Origin of the sequence: Buttiauxella massiliensis (assembly GCF_902500225.1) — a bacterium.
Lineage (GTDB): Bacteria > Pseudomonadota > Gammaproteobacteria > Enterobacterales > Enterobacteriaceae > Buttiauxella > Buttiauxella massiliensis.
In genome coordinates, this window is sequence record NZ_LR722653.1 from 244,477 (window position 1) to 257,997 (window position 13,521).

15 protein-coding genes and 1 pseudogene are annotated in these 13,521 nt (G+C 51.3%); 7 read left to right on the forward strand and 9 right to left on the reverse strand.

Translation table 11 applies throughout. The annotated features are described in order from the left end of the window. The first annotated feature begins 144 nt into the window (after positions 1-144). Positions 145-717, forward strand: a complete 573-nt coding sequence (locus GC128_RS11700; protein ID WP_151994531.1) for a nucleotidyltransferase family protein — start codon at positions 145-147, stop codon at positions 715-717. Positions 718-719: 2 nt separating this feature from the next. After that, positions 720-1,688, forward strand: a complete 969-nt coding sequence (locus GC128_RS11705) for an XdhC family protein (protein ID WP_151994448.1) — start codon at positions 720-722, stop codon at positions 1,686-1,688. 89 nt (positions 1,689-1,777) lie between these two features. Here the strand turns inward: GC128_RS11705 and GC128_RS11710 are convergent, their stop codons facing one another. The 5 genes and pseudogenes from GC128_RS11710 to GC128_RS11725 form a co-directional block, all read right to left on the reverse strand. Then, on the reverse strand, positions 1,778-2,248 hold the full coding sequence (locus GC128_RS11710) for a YehS family protein (protein ID WP_064512387.1): 471 nt from the start codon (positions 2,246-2,248) through the stop codon (positions 1,778-1,780). Between the two features lie 85 nt (positions 2,249-2,333). Next, the gene (locus GC128_RS11715; protein ID WP_151994449.1) at positions 2,334-2,603 is read right to left on the reverse strand and encodes a Txe/YoeB family addiction module toxin; all 270 of its coding nucleotides are present in this window, start codon (positions 2,601-2,603) and stop codon (positions 2,334-2,336) included. Next, positions 2,587-2,850: a type II toxin-antitoxin system Phd/YefM family antitoxin gene (locus GC128_RS11720; protein WP_151994450.1), complete on the reverse strand. Its 264-nt coding sequence runs from the start codon at positions 2,848-2,850 to the stop codon at positions 2,587-2,589. Before GC128_RS11720 ends, GC128_RS11715 begins: the two co-directional genes overlap by 17 nt. Before the next feature lie 56 nt (positions 2,851-2,906). Then, entirely contained in the window at positions 2,907-3,011 is a 105-nt protein-coding gene (locus GC128_RS23240) for a LytTR family transcriptional regulator DNA-binding domain-containing protein (RefSeq protein WP_267901632.1), read from the reverse strand. After that, positions 3,000-3,269: pseudogene (locus GC128_RS11725) on the reverse strand (LytS/YhcK type 5TM receptor domain-containing protein); the annotation flags it as partial. The gene GC128_RS23240 and the pseudogene GC128_RS11725, both read right to left, overlap by 12 nt. 130 nt (positions 3,270-3,399) lie before the next feature. Between GC128_RS11725 and GC128_RS11730 the strand changes: the two are divergent. After that, positions 3,400-3,822, forward strand: coding sequence for a GNAT family N-acetyltransferase (locus tag GC128_RS11730; protein ID WP_325063690.1), 423 nt, complete (start codon positions 3,400-3,402; stop codon positions 3,820-3,822). Positions 3,823-3,863: 41 nt separating this feature from the next. Here GC128_RS11730 and apbC read toward each other — a convergent pair whose 3' ends face one another. After that, a complete protein-coding gene (gene apbC, locus GC128_RS11735; protein ID WP_134185311.1) occupies positions 3,864-4,976 on the reverse strand; it encodes an iron-sulfur cluster carrier protein ApbC in 1,113 nt (370 codons plus the stop codon). Positions 4,977-5,139: 163 nt separating this feature from the next. Between apbC and metG the strand changes: the two genes are divergently transcribed. Next, positions 5,140-7,173 (forward strand): methionine--tRNA ligase, encoded by a 2,034-nt coding sequence (gene metG / locus GC128_RS11740; protein WP_151994452.1) that lies wholly within the window; start codon positions 5,140-5,142, stop codon positions 7,171-7,173. A gap of 206 nt (positions 7,174-7,379) precedes the next feature. Here the strand turns inward: metG and GC128_RS11745 are convergent, their stop codons facing one another. Then, entirely contained in the window at positions 7,380-8,600 is a 1,221-nt protein-coding gene (locus GC128_RS11745) for an MFS transporter (protein ID WP_151994453.1), read from the reverse strand. A 200-nt stretch (positions 8,601-8,800) separates the two neighbouring features. Between GC128_RS11745 and ybjG the strand changes: the two genes are divergently transcribed. Next, a complete protein-coding gene (gene ybjG, locus GC128_RS11750; RefSeq protein WP_151994454.1) occupies positions 8,801-9,409 on the forward strand; it encodes an undecaprenyl-diphosphate phosphatase in 609 nt (202 codons plus the stop codon). 71 nt (positions 9,410-9,480) lie between these two features. Beyond that, the gene (deoR, locus tag GC128_RS11755; RefSeq protein WP_151994455.1) at positions 9,481-10,245 is read left to right on the forward strand and encodes a DNA-binding transcriptional repressor DeoR; all 765 of its coding nucleotides are present in this window, start codon (positions 9,481-9,483) and stop codon (positions 10,243-10,245) included. Positions 10,246-10,309: 64 nt separating this feature from the next. On the opposite strand, the gene dacC is transcribed toward deoR, so the two are convergent. Then, a complete protein-coding gene (gene dacC, locus GC128_RS11760; protein WP_151994456.1) occupies positions 10,310-11,515 on the reverse strand; it encodes a serine-type D-Ala-D-Ala carboxypeptidase in 1,206 nt (401 codons plus the stop codon). A gap of 250 nt (positions 11,516-11,765) precedes the next feature. On the opposite strand from dacC, the gene GC128_RS11765 reads away from it, so the two are divergent. Next, positions 11,766-12,392 carry a glutathione S-transferase family protein gene (locus GC128_RS11765; protein WP_151994457.1) on the forward strand — a complete coding sequence of 209 codons (627 nt, stop codon included), beginning with the start codon at positions 11,766-11,768 and terminating at the stop codon, positions 12,390-12,392. Positions 12,393-12,396: 4 nt separating this feature from the next. On the opposite strand, the gene GC128_RS11770 is transcribed toward GC128_RS11765, so the two are convergent. Continuing rightward, complete coding sequence (locus GC128_RS11770; protein ID WP_151994458.1) at positions 12,397-13,515, reverse strand: PQQ-dependent sugar dehydrogenase; 1,119 nt, start codon at positions 13,513-13,515, stop codon at positions 12,397-12,399. Positions 13,516-13,521 lie beyond the last annotated feature (6 nt).

A 13,521-nucleotide genomic window follows, 5' to 3' on the forward strand; every position in this document is an offset into this window, starting at 1 on the left:
TTCATTTCCGTAGTGAATATAAGTATATATATTTAAGCTAAACCATGTGAGAATTAACATCTCATTTTCATAAAAAAAACATTGTTGCGCAAATTACTCATCATATTGCGTAATCAGGAAGGTAGTGAGGAATCACCCTTGAACATGAAAGCAGGCATTATTATTGCCGCCGCAGGATGTGCCGAACGCTTCAAAAAAGCGGGCGGCGAAGGCAATAAACTTAACGCATTGCTCAACGACAGCAGCGTGTTTGCGCAAACGCTATGTAATGCACTGGCTTCTGGCCTGCAAGTGCATGTAGTGACGCGGCCGGAAAACAGCAAGGTTCAAGCGTTGTGCCTCGCACAGCAGATTCCCGTTACGCTGATTGAAAGTTCTGGGTTGGGTGAGTCGATCGCAGCCGGTGTTCGCGCGAATGCGAACTGGCAAGGCTGGCTGATTCATCTTGCGGATATGCCTTTTGTTCCACCAGCGGTGTTTGTGGAGGTGGCTGATGCACTGAAATCTCACACGCTGGTGCGGCCATGTGTGAGCACGCAACCGGGTCATCCCGTGGCCTTCGACCGTAACTGGTACAGCAAACTCAGTCAGTTAACCGGTGACAACGGCGCGCGTGAGTTGTTACGTGGCGAGTCCGTGCACCTCATCGAAATTGAAGATGCCGATTCCCAGCGCGATATTGATCTCCCATCACAACTGGTTCAAAGGAGTGAATAATCATGCAACACATTGATATTAGTGTGATTCACCAGGCTCGTGAATGGCTTGAACAACAACCCGTCTGGTTATGTACGGTTTTAAATACCTATGGTTCCTCACCCCGTTCACCAGGTGCGTTAATGGTGGCAACAGCCGACAAGCGTTTTTGTGGTTCACTTTCCGGTGGCTGTGTAGAAGAGGACTTTTTGCAGCGTATTGCTCAGGGTGAATACCAGCAAGCCAGCCAGATTGTGCGTTATGGCGAAGGTGGTCTGGAACCAGGGATTGCGCTGCCCTGCGGCGGCGTGCTGGATATTCTGGTGGAATATTTGCCCGCTACGGCGGGAAATGGGGCTTATCTCGAGAAAATGGAAAATGCGCTGAGCGGCCATTTTGCCCTGCAAAAACGTCTGACGCTTCCCGAGCCTTGTCGCCACCTTGAAGTTACCGAATTTGCCGATATCACCCAGGTTGAGCGCAACGGGCAGCAGATTACTTTGCATGTCGCCGCCGCCCCGCGCCTGCTAATTGCCGGGCTTTCCAGCGTTGCGCTGTACTGCGCCGATTTTGCCAGCTCGTTGGGCTTTGAAGTCTTAGTTTGCGAGAATCGCCCTGAAGCGCTGGAAAATTTCGCCACACAGCTTAAAGCCGACATCACGCTGCTGAAACAATTTCCCGCGAACTATCTCGAACAAAATTCCTGCCACGCCAACACGGCGATTGTCGCGCTAACCCACGATCCGCGTATGGATGACCTGACAATGATGGAAGCGGTGAATACGCCTGCGTTTTACATTGGCGCGATGGGGTCGCAGAAAAACAGTGCGAAAAGACTCGAACGTTTGCAAAAAATCGCCGAATTAAATCCTGAAGAGTTGCAGCGTATTCATGCGCCGATTGGCCTGCCGCTGGGCAGCAAAACGCCGGCTGAAATTGCGTTGGCGGTGATGGCAGATATTGTGAAGCGGAAGAACGAAGCGCGGGGATAGCATCGGATATTCGAAGTTTTGTGTCGGATGACGCTGGCGCTTATCCGACCTACGAAATGCATTCGTATAGTGGATAAGCGCAATAAATCTTACTTCTTCGCTACGTGTACGCGTGCAGTTAAACCACGCAGGAAGTAGCGCAGGAACTGGTCGCCACATTCGCGGAAGTTTTTGTTCTCTGGGGCGCGCATCATCGCAGTGATTTCTGGCATAGAGATACGGAATTCTTGTGACGTCAGAATTTCCAGCACGTCGTCGGTTTTCAAATCAAACGCAATACGCAGTTTTTTCAGGATGATGTTATTGGTCATCTTGCGTTCGATTTTTGGTGCCGGTTTGCTTTCGTCTTTGCCGCGCTTGAAGTAAATCAGGCCGTTCAAGAAGTTTGCCATCAGGATATCCGGGCAAAGTTTAAAGTTCTCTTCGTCTTCTTTTTTGGTCCAGGTAACAATCTGCTCGGCAGTAACGGCAGTGTCGGTCAGGGCGAAGATTTTCACCATGTCGTCGTTGCCCAAATTCAGCATGTAGCGCACGCTGCGTAATACGTCGTTATTCATCATAGTGGTGATTCTCTCGTTCTAAATCTTGCAAGCGGGGGTATTTCTAAAGCGGGCAGTATATAGCGTTCTGCCGCCGCGCGCAGATTTAGTAATGAAGTCGGCACTGGAAAATGGTGAGAAGGTCGTCACTAACACTATAAACCAGACGGTCAGCATCATTGATTCGTCGGGACCACAGCCCGCTTAGGTTTTCACGTAAAGGTTCAGGTTTTCCCAGTCCATCAAAAGGATTTCTTTGAGCATCTTCAATGAGTTTATTGATGCGCTTTAAGGTTTTTTTATCCTGCGTTTGCCACCAGAGATAATCCTCCCAGGCGTGATCGGTCCACGCGAGCAGCCTATTCGCCGTCTTCATCGATAATCTCTCTCCGTGAGATTTTGCCTGCCTGTGCCTGCGCAATGGATTCCATCAGGCGAGTCGCATTTGCCGGAGAACTCAGCAGATGTACGGTTTCCATCAAAGAATTGTAGTAATCCAGTGACATCACTACCGCATCTTCAGCATCCCGGCGGGTGATAACCGTGATATCGGCATTGTCTACAACTTCATCAAGAACCGTTTTGAGCCGATTACGGGCTTCGGAGAATGTAATAACCTGCATGATCGCTCCACTTGTGCAATTTATGGTACAAGTATAAGTCAGCAAATGGATAAAAACTAGACTGCCTTTAGCCCCAGTGCCTCTTTTAGGCTCTTCAAATAACGCCGACTCACCGGGACTGACTGCCCGTCGCGCAGCATCAACTCGGCTTGCCCGCCCACTAACGGGCCACCGAGCAAGCCGCCCATTACCGCGCCAATCGCCCGCGTGTTAGCAATGGAATCGTCGATGTGCAGCCCAAAATAGGTGCCCATAATGCAGAAAATGGAGAACGTGACGTAGCAGAGTAATTTGTGTGGTAAACGTACTGTGACCTGCATCAGCGGGATAAACAGTCGCGTTTTACTCATTAACCAGGCGATAACCAGGTAGACGCACATTTGCTGAAGCAGCAGTAACACCAGGTTAAACTCGTACATTGCGCCCGCCATTGAGTGTTAAACGGCGCGTAACATACAACGACCCAGCTAAACTTTCTTTGAAGGGTTTCAATAATTTTGAATTGGCACCCAAGATCGTGCTGTTTATCAGACAATGGAGTAAGACATTTTGTTAATCAGAGCGTTTGAAGAGAGCGATCGCCCGCAATTACGCATTTTATATTTACAGACGCGCCTGAATGCCTGGACGTGGCTTGATGGCAGCACGTGGCAGCCAGAAGATTTCGACAGCACCACACATAACGAGCAAATCTGGGTAGCTGAAGATAACGGCCAGTTGCTGGGATTTGCTTCGGTTTGGGTAGTGGATGATTTTCTGCATAGCTTGTACGTCGCGCCAGAATACCAGGGGAAACAGGTCGGCCACGCTCTGCTTGCGAAGGTCCAGGCGGAATTTATCGGCCGAGGAACATTAAAATGCCTGGTAAAAAATGAGTCTGCTTTTGCATTTTACCAACGCCATGGCTGGCAGGTCGAATCACGCGGGGAGAGTGAAGATGGCGAGTATTTCTTGATGGGTTATGGGATTTGAATGAACTGGCGGGTAATGCAAGCACCTCCCGCCAGGGATCATTACACGGCTCTGAACGCAATATCCGCAGGGATCACTTCGCCTTCCCAGTAAAGCTGCGCTGCAACGCTACCCGCCAGTTGACGGTAGATAGCGGTAAACTCGCTTTCTGGACGGTTGATCACCGTTGGCTTACCGGCATCAAGATCTTCACGCAAAGTAATGTGCAGCGGCAACTGGCCCAGTAATCTGGTGTGATATTGATCCGCCAGTTTCTGTGCTCCGCCAGTGCCGAAAATCGGCTCATTGTGACCGCAGTTGCTGCAAATATGCATGCTCATGTTTTCAACGATACCCAGCACTGGCACATCAACTTTCTCAAACATCACAATGCCTTTACGGGCGTCGATCAACGCAATATCTTGCGGCGTGGTCACCACAACAGCCCCCGTTACGGGAATGTTCTGCGCAAGTGTGAGTTGAATATCACCGGTGCCTGGCGGCATATCCAGCACCAGATAGTCGAGATCCGGCCACATGGTTTCTTGCAGCATCTGCAAGAGTGCCTTGCTGGCCATCGGCCCGCGCCACACCATGGCGTTTTCATCAGTTACCAGATAACCAATGGAGTTGGTTGCCAGGCCATGCGCCAGAATTGGCGTCATATGCGTGCCGTCGGGAGACGTTGGGCGTTCGTGTTCCGCACCCAGCATCGTTGGGATAGAGGGGCCATAAATATCCGCATCCAGAATCCCGACTTTCGCCCCTTCGGCAATCAGCGCCAGCGCCAGGTTCACCGCGGTACTCGACTTGCCGACACCGCCTTTGCCTGAGGTCACCGCAATAATGTTCTTCACGCCATTAATGCCGGGGTGATTTTTCACACGCTTTAAGGTGGCAATGTTGTGGCTGAGTTTCCAGTCCACCGCTTTCGCCCCAGTAATGCGTAGCAAATCCGAACTGCACTGCTCTTGCAGCGCTTCAAAACCACTGCGCCAAACGAATGGCATCAATAGCTCAACATGCAGCGTGTCGTCTAACATCGCGACATGATGCAAGGCTTTAAGCGCGGTCAGATTATGTTTGAGGGTTGGGTGCTGAAAATTGGCCAGTGTCCCGGCGACCATAGCGCGTAGCTGCTCGGGGGAACGACTTGACGGGGATTGCGAATTCATCCCGGCTCCTTATGTTTTTATTGTCGGACATTGCAGTTTGTTAAGCATACCAGATGCGACCAGGCGCGATAAAATTTCCTTGATCGCCTTGCGTGGTTTACCGCAGGGCGGCTCTCAGTTAACATCTAAGGCCCTTTTCTATTTAGAAGATGCAATTTCTACTATGGCTCATACCGCGAAAAAATTATTGGTAACGTGCGCACTTCCGTACGCTAACGGCTCAATCCACCTTGGTCACATGCTGGAGCACATCCAGGCTGACGTCTGGGTCCGTTACCAACGAATGCGCGGCAACACGGTTAACTTCATCTGCGCGGACGATGCACACGGTACACCTATCATGCTGAAAGCACAGCAGTTAGGTATTACACCAGAGCAGATGATTGCCGAAATGAGTCAGGAGCATCAGACTGATTTTGCTGGCTTTAACATCAGCTACGATAACTATCACTCCACGCACAGCGACGAAAACCGCGAGCTGGCGTCGCTGATTTATGGCCGTCTGAAAGAGAACGGTTTTATTAAAAACCGCACGATTTCTCAGCTTTTCGACCCGGAAAAAGGCATGTTCCTGCCTGACCGTTTCGTAAAAGGCACCTGCCCGAAATGTAAAGCACCTGACCAGTACGGCGATAACTGTGAAGTTTGTGGCGCAACATACAGCCCAACCGAGCTGATTAACCCGCAATCTGTGGTTTCTGGCGCAACACCTGTGATGCGTGATTCCGAGCACTTTTTCTTTGATTTGCCTTCCTTTAGCGAAATGCTGCAAGCCTGGACTCGCTCCGGCGCGCTGCAAGAGCAAGTAGCGAACAAAATGCAGGAGTGGTTCGAGTCTGGCCTGCAACAGTGGGATATCTCCCGCGATGCGCCTTATTTCGGTTTTGAAATTCCGGATGCACCGGGCAAATATTTCTACGTCTGGCTGGATGCGCCAATCGGTTACATGGGTTCATTCAAAAACCTGTGCGACAAACGCGGCGATACCGAAAGCTTTGACGAATACTGGAAGCAAGATTCCACAACCGAGCTGTATCACTTCATCGGTAAAGACATCGTTTACTTCCACAGCCTGTTCTGGCCAGCCATGTTAGAAGGCAGCGGTTTCCGCAAACCAACTAACCTGTTCGTTCATGGTTACGTAACGGTGAACGGCGCGAAGATGTCCAAATCGCGCGGTACGTTTATTAAAGCCAGCACCTGGTTGAACCATTTTGACGCCGACAGCCTGCGTTATTACTACACCGCGAAACTCTCTTCGCGCATCGACGATATCGACCTGAACCTGGAAGATTTCGTGCAGCGCGTGAACAGCGATATCGTGAATAAAGTGGTGAACCTGGCGTCCCGTAACGCAGGCTTTATTGCCAAGCGTTTCGACGGCCAACTGTCTGCTGAAATCGCTGACCCGGCGCTATACAAAACCTTTACCGATGCGGCGCAAAGCATCGGCGAAGCGTGGGAAAGCCGTGAGTTTGGTAAAGCCGTGCGTGAAATCATGGCGCTGGCAGACGTGGCAAACCGCTACGTTGACGAACAAGCTCCGTGGGTGGTGGCGAAGCAAGAAGGCCGCGATGCCGATCTGCAAGCCATCTGCACTATGGGTATCAACCTGTTCCGCGTGCTGATGACCTGGCTGAAGCCGGTTATCCCTACGCTTTCTGAACGTGCTGAAGCATTCCTGAATACGGAACTGAGCTGGGATGCTATCCAGCAGCCGCTGCTGAATCACAAAGTGAACAATTTCAAAGCGCTGTATAACCGCATTGAGATGAAACAGGTTGAATCGCTGGTTGAAGCCTCGAAGGAAGAAGTGAAAGCCGCTGCCGCTCCGGCAACTGGCCCACTGGCTGACGACCCGATTGCAGAAACCATCGCGTTTGATGATTTTGCTAAAGTAGACCTGCGCGTTGCGCTGATTGAGAAAGCGGAATTTGTTGAAGGTTCTGACAAGCTGCTGCGCCTGACGCTGGATCTGGGCGGCGAGAAACGCAATGTGTTCTCCGGTATCCGTTCTGCTTATCCAGATCCGGCAGCGCTGGAAGGCCGCTTGACGATTATGGTGGCAAACCTGGCACCGCGTAAAATGCGCTTCGGCATCTCGGAAGGGATGGTGATGGCGGCAGGTCCTGGCGGGAAAGATATCTTCTTGTTAAGCCCGGACAGCGGTGCGCAAGCGGGTATGGCGGTTAAGTAAAAACAAAATACCCCGGCAAGCCGGGGTATTTTTTTATGCTGTTTTCGGGATGTTTTGTCGGATGGCGCTGCGCTTATCCGACCTACGGCTCGGGTTTTGTAGGGTGGATAAGCGCAGGGTACAAACCGGCCACATGGGTAACACTTTAGACCGGACACATGGGTAACAGTTATAAACGGTATAGCAGCGTCATCCACCAAATAAAACTACGCGTCCGTCCGGTTCCCAACGCTTTTATCTTTCAAAAACACAAACATCAGGCCCAGCCAAATCACACCACCCAACAAATTCAGCAGGCTGAACAAACCATTCCCGCCTAACAGATAAGCATGTTTGCTCACTTCGATACCCACGGTGAAGATACACATCTGCAACATCCCCATCGCCGCTGAAACGGTGCCTTTGCTCATATCACTCGCAAACAGTGTCAGGCGCACCAGTCCTGCGTTAGCAAGGCCAATACCAAATGCGTAGAGACTCAACCCGGCAGTCATCCACAAATATGCGTGCGTTGATGCCACTGTCGCCACAGCGGCAACTACCAGCCCTGGCACAATCCACCAGCCACCCATGATAATCAGCGAACGCACGCTACGACGAGAAGTTAACCGCGCCAGCACCAGGTTGCCAATAATCAACGCGCCAAAAATTGGCACCTGCAATAAACCGTATTCATAGGTCGAGAGCTTTTCACCGCTAATGATAATAATCGGCGATTGGGCAATCCAAGCCAGCAGCGGCAGGCTGACAAAACCGATGGCCAGCGAACCGGCCACAAAGCGTCCGTTTTTCAGCACCAGTTTGTAGTCATGGCCTAAATCGCGCAGCGAGAGCTTTTCGCCCAGGCGCGTCGCAGTTTCCGGCATCGCACGATGCAGACCGAAGAATGAGAATGCCGCCAGCGCCGCAAACAACACAAACATCGTTTCCCACGGTGCGTAGTGGATCCATGCGGCCCCAACCAACGGGCCGAGCAGCGGTGCAATCAGCGCAACGTTCGCCATCAAAGCGGTGATTTTGATACACACCGCTTCCTCAAACGATTCCTGAATCGCCGCGTAACCCACCGCGCCAATAAAGCACAGGCTCACACCCTGCAAGAACCGCAGGAATGTGAACTGTTCGATGTTTTGCGCCAGCAATGTCGCAAGACAAGTGACGATAAACCACACCACGCCGGTCAACATCACCGGGCGACGGCCAATACGGTCGGACAGCGGCCCCAGCAGCCACTGCAAGAACATGCCACCAGCCAGATACGCGGTCATGGAGGTCGGCACCCACTCGATCCCCGCGTTGTATTGTTCGACAACCGCCAGCATGCCTGGCTGGATCATGTCATTGCCGATATACGTAGAAAATTCATAGAGCACCAGGCACAGCGGGAATAGCAGTGCCTGGCGACCCAGTCGCTTATTATTTTGCATGAGAAACTCAAAGGAGAAGAAAAACGAACGAAGTGTAATAAATTGCCTGCGCGGTAGATAGTGAATTGTTATTTAAGGGAGAGAATCGCTGTTTTGTTTAAGGTTTTCTTAAGAAGCTCAAAGTAGGCTGTCGTCCTATAGTCACGATGCAAGGCGTGCGGCATCATCTTCATTTGACGGGCTAAGGAACTCAAAACGTTATGATCGAACAACTCAATCAGTCGCTCTTTCTACTGATTAATGCAACACCGGATTCTTCTGAATGGTTGATTAAATTTGCCATTTTTATCGCCAAAGATTTGATTAGCATCGTACCATTACTGATTGCCATTTTGTGGTTATGGGGGCAACGCCGCCAGATGACCGCGCAACGTGTCGTGGTGATTAAGACTGCACTAGCCATCATTATTAGCGTGTCGCTGTCGTGGATTATCGGCCATGTATTCCCACATGACAGGCCGTTTGTCACAGGCTTTGGCTACAACTTCCTGCACCACGCTCCGGATGACTCCTTCCCAAGCGACCACGGCACGGTGATTTTCACCTTCGCGCTGGCATTTTTGTTCTGGCACCGCGTGTGGTCGGGCGTAGTGTTATTTGTGATTGGCTGTGCGATTGCCTGGTCGCGGGTTTATCTCGGCGTGCACTGGCCGCTGGATATGCTCGGCGGGTTACTGGTGGGCCTGTGTTCTTGTTTACTGGCTCAAATGGTATGGAACTGGTTCGGGGTACAACTTCACGCCCGCCTGCATCAGGTTTATCGATTCTGTTTTGCCCTGCCAATCCGCAAAGGCTGGGTGCGTGACTAACTGTTTTTGCAAAGGTAAGATGCGTTAATCGAAACCCGGCGATGCCGGGTTTTTCATATTCAGAGGGCATCATGGAAACCCGGCGCGACGAACGCATCAACCGCCTGATTCAGGCACTTAAACGCAGCGACAAAATTCACCTTAAAGAGGCTTCCGCGCTACTCGGTGTCTCTGAAATGACTATTCGCCGCGATCTCAACAGTGAACCCGGTCCCGTGGTGTTATTGGGCGGCTATGTGGTGCTCGAACCACGTAGCGTCACCGCCAACCATTATTTGTTAAGCGATCAGAAAACCCGCCGTATTGACGAGAAACGCCATGCCGCGCGCCTTGCAGCAGCAATGGTTCGCCCACATCAGACGGTATTTTTTGACTGCGGTACCACCACTCCATACATCATTGAAGCGCTGGACGATGAGCTGCAATTTACTGGAGTATGTTATTCGTTAAACACCTTCCTGGCGCTACAAGATAAACCCGGCTGCCGGGTGATTTTGAGCGGGGGTGAGTTTCATTCCAGCAATGCGATTTTCAAGCCGATTAACTTCCAGGAGTGCCTGAACAATTTTTGCCCGGATATCGCCTTCTTCTCAGCAGCAGGCATTCACCCCCGTCACGGAGCAACCTGTTTTAATCTCGATGAGTTGCCAGTAAAAAATTGGGCGTTAGCGATGGCGCAACAGCGTGTGCTGGTCGTGGATAGCAGTAAATTCGGCAAAGTACGCGCAGCCTGTATGGGGCCACTTTCTGCTTTTGATTTGATTATCAGTAACGAAGAGCCTGACGCGGCGTTTGTTGAATTTGCCGCGTCGGAGAATGTTTCTTTGCAATGGTGAAGTGTCCTTTACAACTCCTCCAAAATAATTCGAGCCGCTTATGCGGCTCGAATTATGAAGCGGATCAAGCAAACCAGCTGCCGAACCAGCTATGAAACTTCATCAACACAAAATCCCACATCCGGCTAAAGAAACCACCCTCTTCGACTGCTTCCATCACCATCAGCGGGCGTTGTTCGATTGATTTACCATTAAGCTGGAAATCGATAGTACCAACCACCTGGCCTTTCTTCAGCGGCGCGGTCAGCTGCGGTTCGGTCAGCGAGAAGCTCGCTTTCAGGTTCTTCAACTGGCCGCGAGGAATAGTGACAGAGCCACCTTCACCGGCCCCCAGATTCACTTCACTTTTATCCCCAAACCACACGCGTTGAGTAACAAAAGTGGCATCCGGTTTAATCGGTGTAACGGTTTCAAAGAAGCGGAAGCCCCACGTCAGCAATTTTTCACTTTCATTGAAACGAATACGATCGGTTTTAGTGCCCAGCACCACGGAAATTAAACGCATGTCACCAGAAGTCGCCGAAGCCACCAGGTTGTAGCCCGCCCCTGTAGTGGTGCCGGTTTTCATGCCATCGACGTTAAGGTTAGAGCTCCACAGCAAGCGGTTACGGTTCGGCTGCTTGATGTTGTTAAAGGTGAACTCTTTCTCTTTGTGGATGGCGTACTCTTCTGGCACATCATGAATCAATGCCCTGCCGAGCAGCGCCATATCGCGTGCGGTACTGAATTGCCCAGGTGCATCGAGGCCGTGAACGGTCTTAAAGGTAGTGTTGGTCAGATTCAGTTTTTGCGCATAGTTGTTCATCAAACTGACGAAAGAATCCTGACTGCCTGCCACATAATCAGCGATTGCAATACTGGCATCGTTACCTGACTGGATGATTACACCTTTATTCAAATCTTCAACCGAGACTTTATCGCCTGGTTTCAGGAACATGAGTGAGGAACCACGCAGCGCAGGATTACCGGTTGCCCACGCGTCTCTGCCAACGGTGACCATATCGGTAAGCTTGATCTTATCAGCCTTGATAGCCTGCCCAACCACATAGCTGGTCATCAGTTTAGTCAGACTCGCCGGATCGAGCTGGGAATCAGCATTGCCTTCGGCCAGAACTTTGCCGCTGGCATAATCCATTAAGATCCAGGCTTTAGCATCAACTTGCGGTGCATCAGCAGTCTGTTCTGCACTAACCGCAGGCGCGGCTATCAACAGCAGGGTTGTACCTGCCAGTAATGCTCGTAGCGAAGCAGGGATTTGCAAAGTTTTCATAACACCACCCAGTATCCATTCTAAAAAAGTCACGACGCACGCCGTTACTCAATCGTTCAAGTTGCCAGTAAGCTAACTTGCGAAACCACATAATGAAACATAGTGTTGGTAAAGTTTTTTAAGTTTATTCGATAACTGCGCGACTTGCCGCCACGTTGATGAGTTTTTTACCTGCCGTTGATGTTCACTGCTGTTTTCTTCATCAGCCCACGGCATACTGAAGTGCAAACCCACATACAGAGGAAACAAAATGATCACAGTTTGGGGCAGAGACAATTCGACAAATGTGAAGAAAGTGTTGTGGTGCCTGGAAGAATTAGGTGTGGCGTATCAATCAGTTCCTGCGGGTGGCAAATTTGGTAAAACTCACGATGCTGAATATCTGGCAATGAATCCCAACGCGCTGGTGCCGTGTATTCATGATGACGCCACCGACTTAACGTTATGGGAATCCAATACCATCGTGCGTTATCTTGCCGCGCAGTATGGCAAAGAGACGTTGTGGATTGCCGACCCTGCGACTCGCGCGCGTGGTGAAAAATGGATGGACTGGGCAGGCACAACGCTTGCTGGCCCACATCGCGGCGTGTTTTTCAGCCTGGTGCGTATCCCACCGGAAGAGCGCAGCCAAAAACTGATCGACGAGAGTATCGCGCAATGCAACACGCTGTTTGCCATAGTTGAAGCGGAACTTGCGAAGCAAAAATGGCTGGGAGGAGACAAGTTTAGCGTTGCGGATATCGCCCTTGCCCCAAGCGTTTACAACCTGCTCAATCTCGACGTGCAGTGGAACGATTTCCCGAACTTGCAACGCTGGTATCAGCAATTGACCCAGCGCCCGGCATTCAAGAAAGTCGTGATGATTCCGTTAAGTTAATACACTAGGCTGATGGGCTAATTTTCAGTAATTGCCCGTCAGACTCGTCGGTCAGGACATAAAGATAACCGTCCGGGCCGACGCGCACATCACGAATACGCGCCCCGTGGTCGTCCAGTAAACGCTTTTGCCCGGTGACTTTATCGCCGTTTAGCGTCAACTCAATCAGGTTCTTCTCTTTTAGCGCACCGATAAACAGCTTCCCTTTCCACTGTGGGAATTTATCGCTGTTATAGAACGCCATGCCGCTCACCGCCGGGGAAACCTTCCAGTAATAAACAGGCTGTTCCGTGCCTGCTACGATTTCACCTTTCGCTTCGGGAATCGGCAAACCACTATAATTTATGCCCCAGGTTGCCAAAGGCCAGCCGTAGTTTTTACCGGGCTGCGAGACGTTGATTTCATCGCCGCCTTTCGGCCCGTGCTCATTAAGCCACAACTCGCCGTTGGCTGAATTGAGCGCCATACCCTGCGGATTACGATGCCCGTAAGACCAGATTTCACTGCGTACACCCTGCTTGCCCGCAAACGGGTTATCCGGCGGCACCTCGCCGTTTTCGGTCAGGCGCACCAGTTTGCCTTGCAGTTTGTCCATATCCTGGGCGGTGGAACGCTGATTGTTTTCACCGAGCGCGATAAACAAATAGCCCTTGCCGTCAAACACCATGCGCCCGCCAAAGTGATTGCCGGTGGAAAGTTTTGGCATCTGGCGGAAGACGACTTTAAAGTTTTCCAGCCGTTCCATATTGCTGCTCAACGTGCCGTAGCCGACGGCGGTGCCCGCTTTATCATCGCTATTCTCTTCCGCGAAACTCAGCCAGACGCGGCGGCTTTGTTCAAAATCCGGAGCCAGCACCACATCCAGTAATCCGCCCTGCCCATGCGCCCAGACTTTTGGCACGCCGACAATCGGGTCACCTAAGCCCTCGCCCGGCTGCCAGCGGCGTAACTGCCCGTCACGCAGCGTAATCAGCATACCTTTATTATCTGGCAGAAATGCCAATGACCATGGGTGATCGAGCTTGCTTTGCAGCACATCGACTTTCACTTCAGCGGCATAAGTCCAGCTTGCTGAAAGGAGCAATGTGGCGGTGATGAGTGAATTGAGTCCGGACCGTGGCATAGCCTT